Origin of the sequence: Paenibacillus sp. UNC217MF, assembly GCF_000686865.1 — a bacterium.
Classification (GTDB): Bacteria; Bacillota; Bacilli; order Paenibacillales; family Paenibacillaceae; genus Paenibacillus_B; species Paenibacillus_B suaedae.
This window is the reverse complement of sequence record NZ_KK366029.1, coordinates 116,960-139,466: the sequence shown is the minus strand read 5'-3', so window position 1 is coordinate 139,466 and position 22,507 is coordinate 116,960. Positions and strand designations below refer to the sequence as shown.

General features: G+C 47.9%; 21 protein-coding genes and 1 riboswitch. Of the genes, 6 read left to right on the top strand and 15 right to left on the bottom strand.

Features of this window, described 5'->3' with window-relative positions; all coding sequences use genetic code 11:
* The first annotated feature begins 76 nt into the window (after positions 1-76).
* Positions 77-847 carry an AraC family transcriptional regulator gene (locus BP95_RS0124950; RefSeq protein WP_231515194.1) on the top strand — a complete coding sequence of 257 codons (771 nt, stop codon included), beginning with the start codon at positions 77-79 and terminating at the stop codon, positions 845-847.
* A gap of 99 nt (positions 848-946) precedes the next feature.
* Here BP95_RS0124950 and BP95_RS0124945 read toward each other — a convergent pair whose 3' ends face one another.
* Positions 947-1,705 (bottom strand): exodeoxyribonuclease III, encoded by a 759-nt coding sequence (locus BP95_RS0124945; RefSeq protein ID WP_028533496.1) that lies wholly within the window; start codon positions 1,703-1,705, stop codon positions 947-949.
* 348 nt (positions 1,706-2,053) lie between these two features.
* On the opposite strand from BP95_RS0124945, the gene BP95_RS34335 reads away from it, so the two are divergent.
* A complete protein-coding gene (locus BP95_RS34335) occupies positions 2,054-6,616 on the top strand; it encodes a S8 family serine peptidase (protein WP_028533495.1) in 4,563 nt (1,520 codons plus the stop codon).
* 161 nt (positions 6,617-6,777) lie between these two features.
* Here the strand turns inward: BP95_RS34335 and BP95_RS0124935 are convergent, their stop codons facing one another.
* The 8 genes from BP95_RS0124935 to BP95_RS0124895 form a co-directional block, all read right to left on the bottom strand.
* A complete protein-coding gene (locus BP95_RS0124935) occupies positions 6,778-8,265 on the bottom strand; it encodes a sensor histidine kinase (protein WP_028533494.1) in 1,488 nt (495 codons plus the stop codon).
* The gene (locus tag BP95_RS0124930) at positions 8,262-8,945 is read right to left on the bottom strand and encodes a response regulator transcription factor (protein WP_021252753.1); all 684 of its coding nucleotides are present in this window, start codon (positions 8,943-8,945) and stop codon (positions 8,262-8,264) included. Before BP95_RS0124930 ends, BP95_RS0124935 begins: the two co-directional genes overlap by 4 nt.
* Positions 8,946-9,097: 152 nt before the next feature.
* On the bottom strand, positions 9,098-10,009 hold the full coding sequence (locus BP95_RS0124925; RefSeq protein ID WP_028533493.1) for an NAD-dependent epimerase/dehydratase family protein: 912 nt from the start codon (positions 10,007-10,009) through the stop codon (positions 9,098-9,100).
* 3 nt (positions 10,010-10,012) lie between these two features.
* A complete protein-coding gene (locus tag BP95_RS0124920; RefSeq protein ID WP_028533492.1) occupies positions 10,013-11,242 on the bottom strand; it encodes a class I SAM-dependent methyltransferase in 1,230 nt (409 codons plus the stop codon).
* A complete protein-coding gene (rfbG, locus tag BP95_RS31345; RefSeq protein ID WP_036667605.1) occupies positions 11,239-12,327 on the bottom strand; it encodes a CDP-glucose 4,6-dehydratase in 1,089 nt (362 codons plus the stop codon). The genes BP95_RS0124920 and rfbG overlap by 4 nt, the downstream gene beginning before the upstream one ends.
* Complete coding sequence (rfbF, locus tag BP95_RS0124910; protein WP_021252757.1) at positions 12,324-13,097, bottom strand: glucose-1-phosphate cytidylyltransferase; 774 nt, start codon at positions 13,095-13,097, stop codon at positions 12,324-12,326. The genes rfbG and rfbF overlap by 4 nt, the downstream gene beginning before the upstream one ends.
* A gap of 5 nt (positions 13,098-13,102) precedes the next feature.
* Entirely contained in the window at positions 13,103-13,861 is a 759-nt protein-coding gene (locus BP95_RS0124905; protein WP_021252758.1) for a glycosyltransferase family 2 protein, read from the bottom strand.
* Positions 13,862-14,071: 210 nt separating this feature from the next.
* Complete coding sequence (locus BP95_RS0124895; RefSeq protein WP_051614189.1) at positions 14,072-15,184, bottom strand: SGNH/GDSL hydrolase family protein; 1,113 nt, start codon at positions 15,182-15,184, stop codon at positions 14,072-14,074.
* 163 nt (positions 15,185-15,347) lie between these two features.
* On the opposite strand from BP95_RS0124895, the gene BP95_RS0124890 reads away from it, so the two are divergent.
* The 3 genes from BP95_RS0124890 (at position 15,348) to BP95_RS0124880 (ending at position 17,446) form a co-directional block, all read left to right on the top strand.
* Positions 15,348-15,635, top strand: coding sequence for an alpha/beta-type small acid-soluble spore protein (locus BP95_RS0124890; protein ID WP_028533490.1), 288 nt, complete (start codon positions 15,348-15,350; stop codon positions 15,633-15,635).
* A gap of 75 nt (positions 15,636-15,710) precedes the next feature.
* Complete coding sequence (locus BP95_RS0124885; RefSeq protein WP_021252761.1) at positions 15,711-16,643, top strand: NAD(P)/FAD-dependent oxidoreductase; 933 nt, start codon at positions 15,711-15,713, stop codon at positions 16,641-16,643.
* 185 nt (positions 16,644-16,828) lie between these two features.
* Positions 16,829-17,446, top strand: coding sequence for a class D sortase (locus BP95_RS0124880; protein WP_231515193.1), 618 nt, complete (start codon positions 16,829-16,831; stop codon positions 17,444-17,446).
* A 73-nt stretch (positions 17,447-17,519) separates the two neighbouring features.
* Here the strand turns inward: BP95_RS0124880 and BP95_RS0124875 are convergent, their stop codons facing one another.
* From BP95_RS0124875 to BP95_RS33345, 3 genes are all read right to left on the bottom strand, one after another.
* Positions 17,520-18,581, bottom strand: a complete 1,062-nt coding sequence (locus tag BP95_RS0124875; RefSeq protein WP_021252763.1) for a CAP domain-containing protein — start codon at positions 18,579-18,581, stop codon at positions 17,520-17,522.
* Between the two features lie 128 nt (positions 18,582-18,709).
* Positions 18,710-18,800, bottom strand: a riboswitch (cyclic di-GMP riboswitch).
* Positions 18,801-18,928: 128 nt separating this feature from the next.
* Positions 18,929-19,003, bottom strand: a complete 75-nt coding sequence (locus tag BP95_RS34665) for a hypothetical protein (protein ID WP_368087123.1) — start codon at positions 19,001-19,003, stop codon at positions 18,929-18,931.
* Positions 18,991-19,143, bottom strand: a complete 153-nt coding sequence (locus BP95_RS33345) for a hypothetical protein (RefSeq protein ID WP_155987352.1) — start codon at positions 19,141-19,143, stop codon at positions 18,991-18,993. The genes BP95_RS34665 and BP95_RS33345 overlap by 13 nt, the downstream gene beginning before the upstream one ends.
* Positions 19,144-19,406: 263 nt before the next feature.
* On the opposite strand from BP95_RS33345, the gene BP95_RS0124865 reads away from it, so the two are divergent.
* On the top strand, positions 19,407-20,855 hold the full coding sequence (locus BP95_RS0124865) for an alpha/beta hydrolase family protein (RefSeq protein WP_028533488.1): 1,449 nt from the start codon (positions 19,407-19,409) through the stop codon (positions 20,853-20,855).
* A 158-nt stretch (positions 20,856-21,013) separates the two neighbouring features.
* Here the strand turns inward: BP95_RS0124865 and BP95_RS0124860 are convergent, their stop codons facing one another.
* From BP95_RS0124860 to BP95_RS0124850, 3 genes are read right to left on the bottom strand one after another with little or no spacing between them, the layout of a single operon-like run.
* Positions 21,014-21,295, bottom strand: coding sequence for a hypothetical protein (locus tag BP95_RS0124860; protein ID WP_139170660.1), 282 nt, complete (start codon positions 21,293-21,295; stop codon positions 21,014-21,016).
* Positions 21,296-21,348: 53 nt separating this feature from the next.
* Positions 21,349-21,531, bottom strand: a complete 183-nt coding sequence (locus tag BP95_RS31340) for a hypothetical protein (protein WP_021252766.1) — start codon at positions 21,529-21,531, stop codon at positions 21,349-21,351.
* 14 nt (positions 21,532-21,545) lie between these two features.
* Positions 21,546-22,205, bottom strand: a complete 660-nt coding sequence (locus BP95_RS0124850; RefSeq protein ID WP_021252767.1) for a TetR/AcrR family transcriptional regulator — start codon at positions 22,203-22,205, stop codon at positions 21,546-21,548.
* Between the last annotated feature and the right edge of the window lie 302 nt (positions 22,206-22,507).

The following is a 22,507-nucleotide window of genomic DNA, read 5'->3' as shown; positions in this document are numbered from 1 at the left end:
AATCTTGATTTCGGGAGTGATTCGCATCGTACTTATGCAACCCACAATCCATAAGCCTAGCATGGGCATTTTGAACATGAAACAAGGCGAACAGAAATTCACGCTTGCGCGCCATGTGCCCTATGACCAATTGCGTGATGTTATTAAGCACTTCTGGATCATTCGCTGGGATCTAACCGATCAGCCTCCATACGAACAAGGGATTGTTCCAAACCCATGCGTTAATATGGTCATTGAGCATGGTCACACGGCTATCTATGGAGTTGCGCAGAACTGCTATTCTCATCGTCTGGAGGGCAAGGGAAAGGTATTAGGCATCAAATTCAGGCCAGGAGGATTTTATCCGTTCGCGGGCCTGCCCATCTCCCAGATTACGGGCCGTTCAATGCGTCTTGAAGATGTGTTCCAAGCTGATCCGCGTCTACTTGAACAGGCTGTCCTATCCGAGGACGAGGATGAACATATGGTCGCGGCAGCAGAAGCCTTCTTCCTAGCGCATCTTCCCGCTAGAGACAACAACGTGGCTTATCTCAATCGCATCATTGACCGTATTCAGGGCGATCGCCATATTACGAAGGTCGATCATGTATGTGAACAATTTGAGGTGAATAAGCGCAAGCTGCAAAGACTGTTCCAGCAATATGTGGGTGTGACGCCTAAATGGGTCATTCGACTGTATCGATTGCACGATGCCGCAGAAACAATCGACTACGGTTCTTATCAAGATTTGACGAGACTATCCATAGATCTTGGCTACTATGATCAATCCCACTTTATCAGGGATTTCAAGGGTATCATCGGCGCTACCCCAGAGGAATATACGAAGCGTGTTCTCCACGCAACATAGGAGAAGGCCGGATTCCCCTCTCTGTATGGGTCTCCGGCCTTCTGTTATTGATTTATGATTCCAATGATTTCATTCCTGCTCCTAGCTTTTGTTATCCAGCTACATATCCTCTACTATCAAATGAACCGGGCAATGATCACTGCCCAAGATATCCGAGTCAATACGAGCATCTACCAAGAAATCGTTCAATCTCGAAGATACGAGGAAGTAATCAATGCGCCACCCGATATTCCGTTCACGCACCTTCGGCATGTACGACCACCAGCTGTACGCGTCCGTCCGATCCGGATAGAAATGCCGGAACGTATCTGTGAAGCCTGCGTTTTGTAAGATGGTCATCTTCTCCCGCTCTTCTGCTGTGAATCCGGAATTGCCCTGGTTTGACTTCGGATTCTTCAAATCGATCTCTTGATGAGCAACGTTCAAGTCGCCACATACGATGACCGGCTTGCACGCATCCAGCTGCTGCAAATAGCCGCGGAATCGCTCTTCCCACTCTAGTCGTTCTTCCAGACGGGAGAGATCACGCTTCGAGTTCGGCGTGTACACATTGACTAAGAAGAAAGATCCGAATTCAAGTGTAATGATGCGGCCTTCCGGCTCCTCATTCTCCTCGATGCCATAGCGAACCGTCAAAGGCTTCTTCTTCGTAAATACAGCTGTGCCGGAATATCCCTTCTTGAGTGCATAATTCCAATACTGCGAATATTCCTCCCCAAGATCAAGCTCAATCTGCCCTTCCTGCAGTTTCGTCTCTTGGACACAGAAAATATCTGCGTCCATCTCTTGAAAGTAGTCCATAAAACCTTTATTCACGCAAGCGCGCAACCCGTTCACGTTCCAGGATATAAGCTTCATCTTCTATATCTCCTTGCTTAGCTATCAATAGTTTAGATGGTACTATACTATGTAGTGTACCATAATCTAGTACGGCCCGTAGACCAATCAAGTAAGAGTATATTGGGATAAATTACCATAATCCTCTGCCCAATAACAAATTCTATAATACTATTTTTCTATATTGAACCTCTTTTAATAGGCCAAAATACCCATTTTTAAACTATGAATCGTGAGGTAAAATAGTCACTAACCTTAGTGGAAACATATGGGTCATATTACTTTTATAAGGGGGTCTGAATTCAGATCGTTTGCATCATTGATAGAGCGCAGGCACAGCACTAACCATTTCAAAAGGGAGGTTGCAGCTTGAAATTACATACGATACGTCGAAAATTAGCGGGAATCCTTAGCATCGCCATGGTAGCCGCCATGCTATTCCCAGCCTCATCACACACTTATGCGCAAGAAATTACTTCGAAAGAACAGGTTACACCAAAGGTCAATTCCAACCTGTCTCCACAGCTCCAACTTCCTGGCCAACCCGAATCACCAACCAAAACAGGCAACAACTTTGTTCCTCAGTCCGACAGCAATAAGCCGATAACCGTCATCGTCGAATTAAACACAGAACCCGTAGCCTTATCCCAAGCGGAGCAAGGGCAAAGCTCTGCTCCTTCTGCTGACGATCAAGAAAAGAAAATTAAACTCGAGCAAAACACCTTTAAATTGCAAGCCCGGATAAACTCGAAAGCGGTAATCCGCCATGAGTATACGGCCGCACTCAATGGATATTCCGTGAGCATTCCAGCTAATGAAGTGGATCGCCTAGCGAAGCTTCCTAACGTGAAAGCCATCTATCCAAACTTGGAATATAATATACCTGTTGACGACGGGGATGTATTCAAGCCACTTATGGATGTAAGCGCTCCCTACATTGGTACGAATGTATTATGGGACATTGGCGTCACGGGTGCTGGCATTAAGGTTGGGGTTATAGACACAGGTGTCGATTATAACCATCCTAGCTTAAAGGATGCCTTTAAGGGTGGTTGGGACTTCGTTGATAACGACAGTGATCCGATGGAAACCCGCCCTGATCTTTCGAAGCTGCCTAGAAACGGAAAACCATACCATACATCACATGGAACTCATGTAGCCGGCACGATTGTGGGCCGTGGCGACCCTAACAATCCGAACGGAAAGACTGGATGGGTCAGAGGCATCGCTCCTGGCGCTGACTTATATGCATACCGGGTACTGGGACCATACGGCAGTGGATATACAGAGAATATTATTGCTGGTATTGATAAAGCAATTAAAGATAAGATGGACGTCATCAACCTGTCGCTAGGCGGAACATTCAACAACGCTTATACGGCTGATTCAGTGGCCGTCAACAATGCAGTACGCGCTGGTGTAACCGTTGTAATGGCAGCAGGCAACGAAGGTCCTAATTCTGGAACGCTTGGCTCGCCTGGCGGAGCTCACCTTCCAATATCCGTAGGAGCTTCTACACCTCCAATGATTACACCTTTCTTCCAGGCTCCAGGCATTCAACAATTGCTGTACGCCAAACTGTCTACGCATGCACCAGAAATCACTAATAAGAACACATCATTCGAGGCGGTATATGCCAACCTCGGCAAGCCTGAGGACTACAAATATATCAAAGCATCCGGCAAGCTTGTGCTCGTCTCGCGCGGCGATATTAGTTTCCGGGACAAAGCAATAAATGCAGCCAAGGCTGGAGCTGCAGCGCTTATCATTTTCAACAACGAACCTGGGGAGCTGGGAGCAACTCTTGAATTACCAGATCAATACGTTCCTACCTACACCCTCTCACAAGCTGCGGGTCAAGCACTAAAGAGAAACATTGATAAAGGGATAGCCACGGTTACCTTTGATACCGTACCAGAGGAGGATCTATTAGCGGACTTCAGCTCCCGCGGGCCTCTTCTTCCGGACTATATGATTAAACCAGACATCACTGCTCCAGGTGTTGCGATACGTTCTTCCGTACCAGCGTGGGATGGAGACTATGCGTCGAAAGGCTACGAAGCTAATAATGGTACAAGTATGGCCGCCCCACACATCGCTGGCGCCGCTGCCCTGCTGCTGGAGAAGTATCATCACAAGATAGAAACAGACGAACTGAAAGCTCTCTTGATGAATAACGCTAAAACCATAGAAGACCGCGATCATAAATTATACTCCGTAACCGAACAGGGCGCTGGACGAGTGGATCTCAATCAAGTTATTCAAGCTACAGCCATTGCTCTCGTTGAAGCAACAACCAATGCAACAAGCGATGGCCAAAGTATCCCGTATGAGACAGGGAGTGTATCTTTTGGATTGGTTCCAGAAGGCACCCACTCCAAAGAAATTGTCGTTAAGGATATTGCAAATACGAATCAAACCTATACAATCAGCAGCTCCTGGAGCGGAACAAGCAAAGGTATCAACCTGCAGTTCACCTCGAATACGGTAACTGTACCTGCAAATGGTTCAGGAAGCCTAGGGGTTAAGGTAACGGTTCCAGAAAATACTACCGGCAGCTATGAAGGCAGCATCATCTTAACTGAGCAAACAACCCATCACCAGCTGCACCTTCCTGTCAGCCTGTTTGTTGGGGATAACTATGGAATTGCACCAATTACAAACCTTACTGCGGATCCTATGTACTTCTCACCAGGCGGCAAATTTTCTCCTGCTCAGACAGCAGATGCTTATTTCGATGTAACAACAGAACTGGCTGATTTCAAGATTTCAGTAACAGACGCGGTATATGGAACATACATGGGCGATTTTTATGACAGCCAAGGCAAACTTCACAAGCCGGGTGTCTATGGATATCGGAATTGGAATGGAACGGTATGGAAAGGCGGGAAAGCTGTCTCCTTGCCGGATGGGCGGTACGAGTTCACTCCATCTATCAACGATAAGAAGCTTGAAGACCAGAAATCATTTTTCGTTATTGATCGCGAAGCACCGGAATTTACTCTGGATGATCCCCCTCTTATCAGGAACCAAGAGAATCCAGGCACGGGATTTATCCGAGGGGAAATTACGAAGGACTTATTCAAAGATTTATTCCCTGACAAGATTAATGAATATATTACCACAGTTGCATTTGATCAATTGGACAAGCAGCATATCGGCAAGATGAACAGTGACGGAACATTTGCAATTGAGGTTCCGTTGAATCCAGGCAGCAATGAATTCATTCTAATGATATATGACGCTGCAAAAAATGGTTTTGGGTATATTGCTGAGCGTATCGTGTTCGACAATAAAGATATCGTCTATGCGGGAAGCAGCAGCTCTAAAGTGCCGACTAGAAATCCATTTGACGTCAAGATCAATTATTCCGTTACAGAAGCTGTATACTCTGCTTCATTCAGTCTTACTTATGACAGCCAGGTAACGTTGTTGGGTGTGGAACCAAGCGTTACGATGGCTACTTATCAAGATAAGCACTATCCAGGTACGCCTCTGATCATTAAAGAGGATAGAGTTGAAGAACCTGGAGGCAAGATCAGATTGAATTACAGCGTCAGCCTAAGTGGGGGGGCGTCTGAGAAAGAGGGCGATATTGCAACGCTCGTCTTCTCTGGCAATCAAGAAGGAACTTATGAGTTTAACCTTGAAAATGTGCAGCTGTATAATGAGAACAACGAATTAATTCCAATAGACAAGGTCTTATCTTCTAAGATAGAAATCGCCAATCCATCCGAGCCGAATCCAGGGCCTGGGCCGGATCCAGGACCAGATCCAAGTCCAGGGCCAGCTCCGACTCCAGGGCCAACGCCGCCAGTTTCATCTTCTTTATCAGGGGGTTCTGCATCTTCAACTGCGCCTGTTCAGGTTCCATCAGGCAAGCAACTGAAGGCGGGATTACTGACGGAGACGAAGAAGGATGGAGTTGCAAACGCGGTGTTCGCGATAAATGCAGATGCCGTGAAAAAGCTGCTGCAGGACAAAGACGCCAAGCAAGTTCGACTCGATATTAGCGATGTTAATATGAAGGGATACGGTGAAGTTGCGTTCACGCTGGACAAGTCGACTGCGAAGCAGCTACAGGAATCAGGCAAGGACTTGCTTCTATCTGGAACAGATTTTGACATTGTCATCCCGAATAAATCGGCAGCTGATCTTATCGGCTCAAACGGACTTGAGCTTGTGCTTTCCCTGTCTGACCACAAGGATAAAGGGTTCGCGAAAGAGCGCGGCGAAGCTACCTACACCTCTCCAAAGCTCACCATCCGCGGCCCTAAAGATGCGAAGAGTGTGACGCTTGGAATTACACTCAAGCTGACAGATGCCGCGAAGGATATTCGCAGGGCAGGTGTCTATGCACTCGCGCAAGATACGGTTAACTCTTGGAAATACACATTGGCAGGAACACAAGCGGCCGACAAAAAATCGGTCACGTTCGAAGCAACTCAATACGGTACCTACACCATCGCAGAGCATGTAAGACCATTTAGCGATATTGCTGCACATTGGGCGAAGGATGAAATCGAAGTAATCGCCGCCCATGATCTGCTGCATGGTAAAGACAGCTTAGACACGTTCAAACCGAACGATGTCATTACTCAGGCTGAATTCGTCTCCTTGCTTGATCGCTTGACGAACAGCGGCAAGACATGGGAGCAGCGAATTGCTGAGCCTGGGGCACGGAATCCAATCACACGCGAGAAGCTGGTCGTCTTGCTAGCGCAAGCACTGCAGGCCGATCTCTCCCAAGCGAATGCATCACTTGGGTTCAAGGATGAGTCTCGTATTTCACAAGATGCGAAGGCTGCCGTTGCATATGCAGTCAGCAAAGGGCTCATCAAAGGTTCTGATGACAATACGTTCAATCCGACTGGAACTTCCACTCGTGCACAAGCAGCTATCATTTTGTATCGTGTACTGAATCAGCAGTAAGCTTAGCGCCCCAAACTCAAGAAGCAGAATTCCTACGCACTTCACGGAGGATTCTGCTTCTTTTTTTCATAGAATTAATCATTATCAGTCCATCCTGCCGCTACTGCTCAATAAGCAGGGCAAGTTAGATAATCAACCAATAAGCCCCGTCCAATATCCATTTACCGAGGCAGCCATATCCGAAATGTACTGCCCTCGCCTATTCGGCTAACAACGTCTATCGTTCCACCATGCGCTTCAACGATCGATCTCGTAATAGCCAGACCTAGTCCGGAACCTCCACTTTTGCGATTCCGCGAAGATTCGCTGCGATAGAATCGATCGAACAGATAAGGAAGATGCTCAGGAGCAATACCCAACCCATTGTCAGAGACGGATAGCTGAACTCCATTCTTATTTTTCATACCCTCGACGTGAATGTGCCCTAGTTCTTCATCCGTATGTTGAACCGCATTATGCACCAGATTGAGCACAACCTGCTTCATCTTATCGGGATCTTGCTTGCATAACAGCTGAGGCTCTAGCGTAATCGTCACCGTTCTCTTTCCTGCCAGCATTACTAGCTGCGGTTCCATGCTACGAATGATTCCATCTAGAGATCCTTCGATCAGTTCAATGGAGGGCGCCCCATCTCGATCCAGCTTCGCCAGCAGAAGCAAATCATGAATCAGCTTACTTAGTCGCTCCGACTCGCTATGCATGCTTGTTAATGCCTTATGCAGCTGTTCGGGATGCTGGGCCGCCCCGCGAAGCAGAACCTCTAGAAATCCATGGATCGAAGTCAACGGTGTACGAAGCTCATGGGATGCATCGGCAACGAAGCGTCGCATCTGCTCCTTCATCTCCCGTTCCGCGTCGAAGGAAGTCTCTAGCCTCTCCAGCATGCTATTGAAAGAATCGGCTAGACGATCCACCTCAGATTGTCCCTGCGCGGTGGAGAAGCGCCTATCCAGATTGCCTGCATCGATTTGTTCAGCTGTACTCACCATTGCAGACAGCGGTCGCAGCGTCCTTCGGATGACTGGAAGCAGCACAATTACCCCTAGTAACATCGCTATAGCAGCTATCATGAGAAAAGTAAGCGTCTGCCCCATGAGCAAGTCGTTAAGCGGAGCCGTTGGCGCACTAATCTGCACCGTCCCTATTTCCCTGCCAGGAGCTGATAAGACGGGATGCAGTACAACCAACTGTTCTTTTCCGTTCGAATCATTTGCAATGTGGTAGGATGGATTGCCCAGAGGAGCCCTTCTTGCCTTCTTATACTCCTCAGCATTCAATTGTACGGTGGCAAGTTCACCTTGCCCATTCGGCAGTGAATGATAGTCCCCTGCTTGATCAATGAAGGCCACATGGGTATCCGGCATAAGCAGCATCGGCATTGAGGGTTCGGGTACACGCTGTCCCGACTGTTCAAGCTGACGATGATACTGTCCCACCCGCTTCCAGACGAATCCAGGAATGCTCATTGCATGACTTTGAAGACTCGCTGCTTTATTCTGATACACAACCTCGCGCATAAATATATACTGCAGCATGCCGACGATCACCAGCAAGATAGCAATGACAAGCAAAGAACGATACAGCAATTGGGTACGTAGTGAATACAAGTTTACGATCCTCTTTAGACCGGAACGCCATCGATTCCTCATGGGATATCTACCCGATAACCAGCTCCACGCAACGTTCTAATTAACTGATGTTCCTTGTCGTTCAACTTTTCCCGCAAAGATCGGATATATACCTCGACAATATTGTCCTCTCCCCCAAAGTCATAACCCCATACCCGATCCAAGATGACAGACTTGCTCAATACCACGCCACGATTCAGCACGAGGAACTTGAGCAGATCATACTCCGTTGGCGAGAGCGCCAGCACACTGCCGCTATACTTCATTTCCTTGCGCTTGTCATCGATCACGAATGGCCCTATCTGCACATCCCCGAACATCGTCGGGAACTGATTGCGAATCCGTGCTTGAATTCGTGCCAATAGCTCAGCGAAGCTGAATGGCTTGACCATGTAATCGTCTGCCCCCAGATTCAACCCCTTCACACGGTCATCCACCTCATCCTTCGCCGTAAGCATAATAACCGCCACATCTTCTGACTTCTTCAGCATACGGCACACTTCATATCCGTCCATCCCCGGCATCATCACATCCAATATAACGACATGAGGCTGGAACTCGGTAAATCGGGCTACGGCAGTTACGCCATCCTGTGCAGCCTGCACATCAAACCCCTCATTTACCAAGCCCAGCTCAAGAAATTGTAAAATATTCGGCTCATCATCTACGATGAGAATTCGAATCCCTCTGCTCCGATACATCCACGCCTCTCCCTCACTGCTGCGATATATTCCCTGTTCCTTCTATTATCCTATTATTAGCTGAAATGCAGCTGAGCGTTCGCTTAAAATTTATTGAGGCTGCGCGAATGCATGGAGTCCATTCACTACTACGATAAATCGATCAAGTGAATTTAGCGAATATCCTTCTGGATATTCCTATACCATTCGATCGTTTCGTCTATTCCTGCCGACAAACTATACTGAGGCTGCCATCGCAATTCCTGCTTCAAGCGCCCAGCATGAGCGCCAACATACAAGGGTTCATCTACGGGATCAGGGAGTGCCCCGAATCGAAGCAAACGTTCATGCCCCAACTTCTTGGCAATCATCAGGGCGATCTGCTTCACCTGAACCGGCTTCCCTGAACCGATATTCAATGCGCCCTCCACCTTGCTGAAGAGAAAAGACACCAGCGCATCCGCCACATCCTTGACATACAGAAAGTCGCGATACTGCTTGCCGTGTGAGCAGGCTGCCTCCCGTTCGGCCAACAGCGAGCGAATAATCGAAGATACGAGACGGTTCCCTTGCTCATAAGGGCCATATAAATGAAAAATACGTGCCCAGCCGCTGCTTATCCCTCGTTGTTCCGTAAAAGACACCAGCCAAGCACGCAGCGAATTTTTGCATACCGCATATAAAGTCTTCTCCGATAATGGAGAATTGACCTCTGACAATAATCCCGGTGTCCATTCATATTCAGCACAAGAGCCAGCAACGATTAATCTTTGTCCTCCACTTTGAATAAAATGATCAATAAGCGTCTTGCTGGATTGCATCCAGTTATAGTTGCTCAGAGAAGTATAGCATTGCGGCGGAATAGCATCCCAGGCAAGGTGAATAAGGTGTGTCGGTCTTACCTGTTCGATAAGGGCCTTCACTTCTTCCTCATCCCACAAATCTATCTGATGCCACGTACAGAAGAGATCCGCTCTATGCGCTCTCCGATATATAGCATGGACGTCGTACCCTTCCTGGAGCAAGATCTGAACGACGAAGCTGCCGATCCACCCACTGCCGCCTGTAACCAGTATTTTATCCATCCTTCACACCACTTCAATCTCTGGAACAAAGATGACAAACTTACCGCCCCATTCTCGGATATAAGCGCACTGCTCCATAATCTCTTCTTTCAAATTCCAAGGCAGTATAAGCACATAATCTGGACGTACTCGCTTCAGCTCCTCAGGACTGCGAATAGGAATTCGCGAACCAGGCAAATACAGCCCCTGCTTATATGGATTCTGATCCACAGTAAATGGAAGCCATGCCGTGTGGAACCCGCAATAATTAAGCAGCGTATTGCCCTTCGCCGGTGCCCCATAACCTGCCACCAGCTTGCCTTGATTGCGAGCTTCCATCATGAATCGGATAATATCCTCCCGCATCTGTTCTACCTGCTGGGCGAACGCGGTGTATGCCCGCCAGTCGTGCAGTCCGTTCTGCCGTTCCTGTTCCAGAACCTTCTGCACAGCTGCTGCAGCCAATCTGTCCTTGTCCTCATGCATGACATACAAGCGCAATGACCCCCCATGTGTAGAAAGTTCTTCTACATCTGTTACTTGGAGTCCGTGCATGGAGAATAGCTGCTGAGCCGAGAACAGGGAGAAGTAAGAAAAGTGCTCATGATAAATCGTATCGAACTGCTTATATCGAATAAGATTGAGTACATGCGGAAATTCAATCGTAATGGTACCTTCCGGATGGAGCAGCCGCTTCAGACCAGCGACAAAATCCTGCACGTCCGGAACGTGAGCCAGCACATTGTTCGCTACGATTAGATTCCCGCTAATCCCCTCGTCCTTAACGAGCTCTTCCGCCAGCCGTTGTCCGAAAAACTCTGCCTTCGTCGGAATTCCCTTATCCCTCGCAAGTTGAGCCACATTGCTTGCTGGTTCTATCCCCAGTGTTCGTATACCCTGCTGATGGAAATACTGCAGTAAATAACCGTCATTGCTCGCAATCTCGATGACCAGTGAATCGCCGTTCAGTCGAAATCTGCGAATCGCCATGTCTGTATATTGTTCTGCATGCTTCAGCCAACTCGTAGAATAGGAGCTTAAATATAAGTAATGCTTGAATATACTAGCCGGGCTCGCGAACTGATCAAGCTGTACGAGACAACAAGTATCACATACATACGAATGGAGCGGATAATAGGGTTCGGCATCTCCCAATTCCTCTGGTGTTTGGAAGGCATTTGCAAGTGGAGATTGTCCTAAATCGACAAAGGTATGCACAAGCTGTGTACCGCATATCCGACAATGTGAGTTCATTTGCCTTCTCTCCCTCCTTCTCTGCGAACATAGTCGACGATCTGCCGCTCTGATAGCACTCTAGCGTTCATTCCTGCACGATACTGCTGATGCCAGGAGATCGTCCATGCTACAGCCTCCTTGATAGACAACTTCGGATGCCAGTTTAATAGCTGTGCAGCCTTGTTGCTATCCAGAGATAGTCTAGGAGCTTCATAGCGAGAGGCTACTTGTTCTAGCACCACTTGTATGTCTACCTGCCAGATCTCTGCTGCCATTTGAATGATATCTTGAACGGTTGTGTCTGGCTGTTCCAGCGGCCCGAAGTTCCATCCATCTGCGTACTGCGGATGATCCCACAGCTTCTCCGCGAGAAGAAGATAACCGTGCACGGGTTCCAACACATGCTGCCACGGTCGTACCGCGTTCGGGTTCCGAACAAGTAGTGGTTCAGAGGCGGAACAAGTTCTTATTACATCCGGCAGAAGACGAGATTCTGTCCAATCCCCGCCGCCAATGACGTTACCTGCCCGAACGGACGCCATTCTAGGCCCTTGACCATCCTCGCTGCGAAAATAGGAATCTCGATAGCTTGCTGCAATGATTTCGGCACAAGCCTTACTAGCACTATAAGGATCATGACCGCCTAGCGGATCTTCTTCGCGAAATGGAAGCACCGATTCCCCTGTATTGCGATAGCACTTGTCGCTCGTTACATTGACTACAGCACGAACGCTAGCTGTATGACGAACCGCCTCCAGCAGATACACCGTTCCCATTGCATTCGTGTGAAAGGTGCTTACCGGATGTTCATAGGACGCTTGTACGAGCGGCTGTGCAGCCAAATGGAACACAATCTCCGGCTCGTGCTCCGACATCACCTTCAGCAGAGCTGAATAATCATTCACATCATCGATAACGGAGTGCACACACACTGCTTGAATATCGGCAGCATCATACAGATTCGGCTTCGTACTCGGTGGTAAGGCGTATCCAACAACCTCCGCACCCATCAAGGACAGCCATATCGTCAACCAGGATCCCTTGAAGCCCGTATGTCCCGTAACAAGAACCTTCTTTCCCTGCCAAAAAGCTTCATTGATCATGCCTGCCACACCTTCCACGGCGCTTGTCCCCGTTCCCACAAGTCCACCAATTTCTTCTTATCCCGCATTGTGTCCATCGGGTGCCAGAAGCCATGATGCTCATAAGCCATAAGCTGCCGCTGGCGTGCTAGTTCGGTTAAGACATCCGTCTCCCATACGGCAGCATCATCTAGAATATATGGGAACACGTCAGGCTCCAATACAAAGAAGCCTCCATTTATCCAGCCGCCATCCCCTGCAGGCTTCTCTGTAAAATCAATGACCTGCTGCTGCGCCAAGGCAAGCGAACCGAATCTCCCTGGAGGTTGAACTGCCGTTACTGTCGCATATTTGCCATGGGATTGATGATACGCAATCAATTCAGCAATATTTACATTACTAACGCCATCTCCATAGGTGAGGCAAAAGGTAGAGTCGCCAACATACGCTTGAACTCGCTTAATCCGTCCTCCCGTTTCTGTCCCCTCACCAGTATCGATTAGTGTAACCTTCCACGGAACAGTATTGTCCCCATGATAGTCAACAGTGTTACTACCCATATCTAACGTGAAATCCGTATGCCGCATATAGTAATGGATGAAATATTCTTTGATGGCGTGCCCCTTGTACCCCAGACAAATGATAAACTCACGAATTCCATAATGGCTGTACAGCTTCATAATGTGCCACAGTATCGGCTGGGGGCCAATCTCGATCATCGGCTTCGGCTTGACCTGCGTCTCCTCACCAATTCTCGTTCCGTATCCGCCTGCAAGTATGACCGCCTTCATACAGCTCACCTCCATAGACGCTGATAAACAGGATGACGACTTAAATCGGTCGCTTGGTTCACATAACTGTTATATCTCCGCTCTAATTCTTCGCGGGTAACGAGATGCTGTAGCCCCATGCTTCGATAAATACTGCCTTCTGAAAGGGTTGGCCCAATCTGTAACTTTCGAAGCCGTGTTTCCTCTGTCCATGGGCTATAGAAAAACTTGATAACAATGGCCGGATACGGATTATCATTGAAGGGGTAATCGATAAACGGATGGGAAGAGAAGTGTCTTCCTGGAGCATAATTACCCCGAGAGTACTTATGAATGAATCGGCCGGTATCAGGCAAAATAAAACCATGGTGGCGCTGCTCTACTAAAGGCTTGGCTGGATCCGGCTCATCATAGCCGTAGTTAGGGTCATCAACTAGCATAATCGTACGAATAGAATACATACTGCTGCCCATCTCATCCAGCGAAGAAAAGAACTTATTCTTATCAGGGAAGCATAAAAATTCCGTTGTATTTAACGCCATTTTCCAGCCCATGCACTCTTCCTCGATTTCCATGACCTCTATATCAACCTGTTCTGCGTCAAATGTAGGGACTTTGGAATCTCGAACCTCCCAATGGGGAACCAATTGTCGGCAAATTTCAACAGAGCGATCCGTCGACCCTCGATTGATGAGAATTCCATGATCAAAAAGTGAAGCATGATGCTTCAACCACCATGGCAGCAAATATTCCTCATTGTAGAAGTGAGAGATTACAGTTCTCATGTTTCCATACCTCCTTTTCCTATTACTATATGAATCTCAAATAATAGAAGCCTCTCATAATCGTTCCTACATACATACCTTTTTTCATCGCCATTGTCCGGTTCTGCTTCTTCCATCAACGCTAATACGATAAAAAAGGCGGCCCTTGGTTGGGCCACCTCTGAATCATTCCGTATGCAACTAGTTCCCTGCTTATTGTGTAAGGCTATATTAAGAATTGCTTTCCAGTATTTCTCGCAGTACTGGCTCCAGTCCATCTGCCATCTGCACAAACCCTAGATCGGTAGGATGAGTGCCGTCCACGAAGCATTCAAGAGCATGCTGTGGAAGAAGCTGTTCACCATCACAGAAGTAGATAAGACGATCCCCTGCTTGCCGCAAGGATTCCACTAACGTCATCTGCATGTGCTTGCGCACTTGATGCAGTCTGGAGTCCTCCTCATCGAAGCGTGTAAAGGAGAATGCAAGTCTCGATAATATAAGAATCGGAACTTCTGGATGCGCTTCACGATAAATCCTTACGAATTGCGGCAGTGTCTCCGCATATCGTTCTGGAGAGACGCTGTTCGCTTCGTAGTCCAGAATAAGACAAGCTGGATCGGATATAGATGCAATAATATGAGCTAGCTCGGCCTCTCCTTTTCCATGGCCAGAGAAGCCTAAGTTAATGAATTCACGATTGATTCTTCGACTAAGAATGTTCGTGTAACACATTCCAGGACGAATGGCGCATGCCCCTTGGGTGATGGAGGTTCCGTAAACAATAACCTTGCCTGGATCCTCATAGGCAGGCGGGGACTCCACGATGGCATCCCTTTTCAACCCGACCATAATCTCCTCTACCCCTTGATACAGCGGGAAGTTCAGAACGACAAGCCTTTTCTGTGCTTCATCTCGGAAAAATAGGACAGACTCATACTCAGAATCTCTAGGATTCCATCCTGCCGTCGTACTTCGGTAGTGGAGATGTCCATCCGCTTCCACATAGCAATCGAAGCCGCACTGCCCCGTCGCCGACATATGATACATGTCGTGTGGGCCAGATAACTTCACCCGCAGAAACAGCTTCGAAGAGTCCGTCACGAAGCGGATCTGACCACCTGCTGTATGATCCGCCAGCCAGTCGACTCCCTCTGGAATTTTGTGTTCTGGCGATACGGGGAGCCGTCGATATTTCCCCTCCGTAGACAGCCAGTGTAATCCAGCAATTGCGAACGGCGCTTCAAGCGGCGAATACCAGATCACATCGGATGTATTCGTCCTCTGCTGCTCCACCGTTAACTCTGCTTCCTTCACTTGTACATCTTGATATTCCGAATCCATTTGCAAGCTCCTCTCGAATGGTGTGCTTACCCAAACAGACACTTACTCACTGGATTAATTCTCCATAGTATATTCCTACTCCTCTTCACTTCTTACATAATTTCGATTGGGAGGGGGAATGTATGAAGAGTATTAATTTTGAAGACACAGGAGGAACAAGGTTATGTCCCGAAGAAGTCGTCGAAAGTTGCTTGTTACAGGTGCCGAGAACAGTGTCAATGCTTTTAAAGCCGAGGTCATGCGCCGCGAAGGATTTGCAGTAGATCCGAACCGGCCGAATGATGTCAAATATGAGGTAGCTAAGGAACTGGGTGTGCCGTTGCAAGAAGGGTACAATGGACAGTTGTCAACGGAAGATGCAGGTCGCGTTGGCGGACGAATCGGCGGCTCGATGGTGCGGGAGATGATTCGCCTTGCTCAGGAGAATTTAACGAAGCAGCAGGGGAAGTAAGATAAGATCTCTTTCTTGGCATGCCAGACATTATTTCATGCAATAATCATTCAGAAACGGTAGGAGTGTCTGCTTATGTGCTATGAGAGCATTATTATTGGTGGCGGCATTGCCGGGCTGCAAGCTGCCATTCAGCTGGGGAGATACCGACACCGCGTGCTGGTGATCGATAGTGGTTATGGCAGATCTACGATATGCCGTTCCTACCATAATGTGCTCGGATGGCCTGAGGGAGTGTCCGGTACTCAGCTTCGTCTTTTGGGTAAACGGCAGGCCACATCGTTAGGCATACATCTGCTTGAAGATACCGTGACGAGTCTCGCACCTAATGGCGAGCATGGCTTCACCGTGACGACAACAGAGAACGGCCTCTTCACAGCAAGTACACTCCTGCTCGCCACTGGAATCATGGATCGGCTTCCATCCTTGCCCAATCTCATGCCCTGCCTAGGCCTTACGGTGTATGTATGCCCTGATTGCGATGGTTATGAAGTGAGCGGTCGGCGAACCATTGTGCTCGGTTCTGGCTCTACCGGAGCTGATATGGCACTAACGCTATTGTATTGGACCCGTGACATCGTCTATGTGAATCACGAGCAGAAGCCCTTGTCTGCTGATCAAATGCAACAATTGGACGCACAGAAAATTGAAGTAATTGATGCACAGATTGAAGAAGTAGTATGTAAGGAAGAAGGTGTCTTCCGTGGCGTGAGACTTTCCGATGGAAGGATCATCGATGGAGAGCGTGGATTTGTTGCCTTCGGAGGCAATGAGGTGAAGTCCTCCCTCGCAGAGCAGATTGGGATAGAGCGGCATGAAAATAAACACATTATGGTGGATCCACGTACGAAAATGACCAATGTCCCGAATGTATGGGCGGCAGGAGATGTATGTGTGCATTCGGAACAGGTTACGATTGCGATGGCGGAAGGTTCACAAGCTGCAATTTGGATGCATAAAGCAATCCTTCAGCAGGCTTCCCCTAAGGAAGGATCCTCATCATCTTAGATTGCTAACGCCTCCTTCCAGCATCCGGTTGCTGCAATTGAGCTTCACTGCTGCTATCCGATCCCCTACGAACTGCACCTACCAGCATGGTGGGTTATGGAAAACATATTGCTACATACGGTACAATAGAGGCACAGACATAGTGCGTTAAGGGGGTGCCTCTTATTACGAAAAAGAATCAAATCATGTCCAGATTGCTTGGTTTCACGGCTCTATTGTTTCTCCTTGCCGGGTTAGCCCTTATCCTATATCCGAAGTGGAATCAATACAACGAACAACAAAGAGAGCTTCGGCTCCTTACGGAGTGGGACAACTTGCCGCAAGACAGCATTCAAGTAACCTCCAAGATACAAACCGATTCAACCACACCAAAAAAACAGGAGCCTAAATCCATTGACGGTCTCCTTGTATATGGGGCAATATCGATCGACAAAATCGATCTGCGGGAACCTATGGTAGAAGAAGCCACACCTGCCTCTCTCAAGGTTGGAAGTGGAATCGTTGTCCCCGGCCGAATGCCGGGCGAGATCGGCAACTTTGTATTGGCGAGCCATCGTAGTCTGACATTCGGCAGACACTTCAATAGACTCAATGAGTTAAAACAAGGCGATAAAGTTCAATTAGAAACGTCGGATCAGACCTACACGTATACCGTGCAATCGAAATCCGTCGTGACCCCAGAAGATCTGTCCGTTCTCGATCAGAATCCAACGGATCGGGAGCTGACACTCATCACCTGTGATCCAATCGACACAGCCACACACCGGCTTATTGTGAAGGCTGTCATGGAGAAGACCCCATAACGCCGCATCAATCAAAGACGCCTCCAACACCACTGTTTCTGTGGGATTGAAGGCGTCTTTTTAACACGGCCTGCTAGCTTCGTGGCGTATAGAAGTTTTCCGTGTAGTAGACTTTCGATTTACCTCCGAAAAATACGCCTACACCCATTCGCGAATAATCTCCTAATATGTTGGCACGATGCCCTTCCGAGTTCATCCAGTTCTCATGAACGAAGATGGCACTCGTCTGGCCAGCGGCAATATTCTCTCCTGCGGACTTATATATGATTCCGTCTGCCTTTATTCGATCGAACGGCGACTTACCATCCGGATTATTATGATCGAAGAAGCTTCTTTCTCCCATATCACCGCTATGCTTGCGTGCTGTTCCTGCGATCTTATCGTTCCATTGCAGCGGCTTCTTGCCATTGCGTACGCGAACTGCGTTCGCTAGATCGAATATTTGCTGCTCGAAGCTTGTCCGCAATTGCTCGCTAGGCGTACCGAAGTAACCCTTGAACGACAACTCCACAGCTTCAGCAATGAATTGGACAGCTGTTACCGTGCCGCGCTGACTCACATCATAGAACACCGTCGCATAAACGTCGCCTACCTTGTGCATACTGTATGTTCCGCCGTTATCCTTGTAGTTATAGATGGTATTGCCTTTCTTAATTCGGCTGATGGAAGACCCGTAGGCTGCTGTAACTTCCTGCTTCGTCGAACCAAATCCAATGCTGCCATAATCAGCCTTAGCATTCGAGTATAGAGCTACAACTTTCTTGTTGAGCACACCGACCTGCACATACTGCTTATAATCCTTGTTATAGATGTACCACTCGAACCCGTACTCGCTTACGTCTTTGCGTGCTGGTTGTCCCAGTCGCTCGAAGAGCTGCTTCTCACTCATACCGAGCGAAATGCCCTGAACCTTGACTCCTGCCGCCTGTGGCACATTCAACAATTCTGATGCAGCAGTCCCGCTTCCGCTAGTTTCATCCGCTGCATAGAGAGTTGGCTGTGGCATGAACATGCCGAACAGCAATGCAGCACTAAGCCCTATTGCAATTCTTCGCTTGCTGCCTACCAATGATTGTTTTTCTTCTACTTGCCAGTTTGCGTTGTTGTCAGTCGTTTCCGTACAACGTGTCCGCATCCTTACCATCTCCCATTCTTTGACGTTATCCGCTCGAATGAGATGAACACCAGGGGCGCTTCTTGTATATACAAAAAAGCGCCACCCTAATGGCGGCGCACTTAAATAGACGCTCGTATTGTCGCAATTAGGGCAACCCGGCTGTCATCGCATTGTGTAAATGCATTAGACCCGTGGCTTTGCGTCCCCTGCTTTCGCGAGGGTTTGCCATTATCCAAATGTAACAGTTATATGTCTATGGTAACATGCAACAGAACTGCTTGTACACTCCTGAACGATTGTAATCTTCTGTATGTGGACAGAATAGTAGGCTAACCGCCAAGGAACTCTCCTTGGCGGTTCATATATCAACGCCTTACAAATAATCGTTTCCGAGCTATCCACATGAGTGCTGCGGCAGTAATGAGAATCATACCGACGATTGGCGATACAGGCGCTTCTTCACCAGTTTGCGGCAGCTTACCCCCCGCTTAGCATTCGGCTTCTTCGAATCCGTCTTGCCTCCTAGATCTGCATCATCAGGATTTCCTTCATCATCCTTGTCACCGTCTGGATTGCCCATGCCATGCTTCCACCCGGTTCCGTCGTATTTCCTGTATCGGGATCTGTCGTCTCACCAGGTACCGTAGGCTGATCAGGGTCAGTCGTCGTTAGGCGAGAGTCTACTTACACAATAATCCATGATTCTGAACAAAAACTGAAACATACGTGGTTCACTCTTTAAACGAATTTTAAACGAACGATCGACCTCTCCTTAATCTTCACCCTTTACGCTCAATAGACAGAGGCAAGTACGCTCTGAAGAACGGGAGGAATAGGAACGTTATGCGGCTCTATGAAATATTGCTAGCTTTCTCTTGCTTTGCATTATTGATAAGTACTCTATTTACACGCAAACTGCCCCGGCTAACCGGCATCGTAGCCAGTACAATCAGCATGTCCATTCTCACGCTGCACTTGTGGCAAGAGGGTTATCGATGGCAGATGTTCGGCGTGTACAGCCTAACTATCGTAGTAACGGGGAGTCTATGTTGGAAAAGTATACGGTCATCTAGCACGTTCAATCTGTGGAAATCTGTGCGCTATACTTTATTTGGCCTATCCTGCGTCGTAATCACATTGAACGTCTTGTTGTCGTCATACTTGCCTGTTTTTCAGCTGCCGAAACTGGAGGGACCCTATCAAGTAGGCACATTTACGATGTCGCTAACGGATGAAGGTCGAGAGGAGATCTATACAGAGAATGGTGGAGATAAACGTAAAATCCTTGTGCAATTCTGGTACCCCGCACAAGTAGATAATGTGCAGAAGACCGTACCTGTCTTTCCTGAGGATCCAAAGATGCTCACTGCCTATAAAAAGGGATTATCATCATTTATCAGGCTCCCTGAACCGATATTCGATTATTGGAAGTACATCCGCAGCAATGCCTATGAAGAAGCAGCAGTACAGCCTACTTCCGTTCCCTATCCATTAATAATCATCAATCATGGAATGGGGACAACCCGACTGCTTCATGTGTCTCAAGCCGAGCAGCTGGCCAGCCACGGTTATATTGTCGCTTCCATCGACCATCCGTACAGCACAGTAGCTACAGCGTTTCCAGATGGCATAAATACAGACTATCGAACTACTTTCAACATGGATAATTTCTATACGGTAGGCAAATCCATCGGAACGGTATGGACGGAAGATGTGAATTTCGTCATTCGCCAGTTGGATGGCTTGAATGCTGGTCACATGCCAAGCCCACTTACGGGCGCCATCGACATGGACAAGATTGGTGTCATGGGCCACTCCTTCGGGGGTGCGACCGCATTTAACGTCTTGAACACGAACCCCCGCGTCAAAGCGGCGGTTAATATGGATGGCTCTCTCTATGAATTAGACATCAATAGACTAGCCGACAAGCCCGCCCTGTTCCTGAAGGCTGATAAGTTCACCGAGATGAAGGAGCAGCAGCGTAAGGGGCTTATTACAGATACGAAGATGAGCAGCATCATTGCACAAGAACTTGCCATAATGGAGAAAGTAAAGCAGCACGGTGGAAGCATCATTCAATTGGAAGGTGCGAAGCATTATAATTTCACCGACCTGCAGCTCTATTCGAATCTCCTGCAATACGCCGGTATTACAGGAACAATCGACGGGTACAGAGGGTCATCTGTCGTCAATCACTATGTTCTGGATTTCTTCAATAAGAACCTGAAGGGTACTGGCGGAGCGCTGATGAACAGCACCAGCAGTGAATATCCCGAAGTTACTTTTCGTTGACACACAATAGTAATGCTACTAGGCCGGGAAAGGCAGTCTTCCTTCCCTTCCCGGCCCCAGTCTAATGAAGATAAAAAATCAATTACAGGGTAAGGAATCGATTTAATCATAAGTAATATACCGACGGTTGGTATCTATTTGTGCAAAAAAAAGTTGTTCTACCCCTTACTTGAAATTCGGCGGACATTCCATCCATTGATACCTGCAACCACAATTCCGGAGCCGAGCAAGCTTAATCCCCATCCTGTCTGACCAAGCCCAAGTAGGACTCCTCCTACAGTCAGCAGCAGCAGTCCGATACCACCACTTATTATAGCACCTCTGTATGCCGCCTTCCGAGATGGATGTGCAGCTTGATAAGCCTGATTCATTGCTCTCTTGTAGGTGCTGTCAGACAGCCTCTTCGTAGATTCAAGCAGCCTCTTATTTCTCATATTCATGCGCTCCCCCTCTCCAAGTTCTTCCTCATCTTCATCACAGGTCCCTCTCATTCTCACTTTGCAATTCCTAAGTTAATGACTGCACTTGCTAAAGCACATACGCCAAACAGAACCGCCCAGCCTGCCCAAGTGCTTGTATCGCCACGCCGCTTGCTCAGCACGAGTCCGATGGTTCCCGCTATTAGAACCACACTCGCGATGACAGATCCAACGATAAATCCTACATGCATTTGCATTGTCATCTCCTCCTTCACTCTACATTCAGGAAAGCCCCCATGTTCTTGTATTGCTCCATCACTTTCTGAATCAAGCTGTCGCTGACAACATCCACGCCTAATTGCTTCATCATTAGCTGCAGAAATCGGAGACGTCGAACGGTTCCCTCGATGTCTCGCATAAACAGTACCGGGTTCATCCATACGTTCAACAGCAGCAAGAACACTTCTGCGCATTCATCGGGATATTCCGTCCTAATCGATCCATCTTCCATCCCTTGCTTCATAATAGAAGCAAGCTGCGTCGCATCCTGCAGAACGCAATCCTTGATCCCATTCACGACAAACTGTGGATTATGGATCTGTGAGCATAGGAGAGCATCAAGAGAGTGCGCATCGTGATCGACTGCAAGAGCTTCCAATAGGGAAATGAGCTTCTCGCGGGCATTCGCTGCTTGAGTACTCTGTATTAAGGTCTGGAACATGTCTGCTGTACGATCTGAGCGCTGGTTCATAACCGCCTCCAAAATCTCTTCCTTGGACATAAAGTGATGATAGATCGCTCCCTTGGACATTCCTACTTCATTAATAATGTCTTGAATACTCGTTTTGTCATAACCCTTTTCCATGAAGAGTTTTGCTGATACCGCCATAATCTGCTCCAGCGTCTGTTCTGGATATTTGTTTCTTGCCATACTGTTTCCTCCTCCATTTTAATACCGACCGTTGGTATCTATAATGATGATGTCACAATCAAACTCTTTCGTCAATAACGTAAGACGCTTCGCTATTCGATTGAACTTTTTTGCCTCCCACATTGGTGTGAACGCACATAAAAAAGGCAGACGCCCCTATTCCCACACAATTCAGTGGTTTTGGAGCGTCTTCGCCCTTCTTAAGGGACTGACTCATATGGTTGCTGCCCTTACAGAGTGGTTACTTATGGAATTGCATACACCGTACACAACTTATTCAATGATATAAAAAAGTGCTGTCC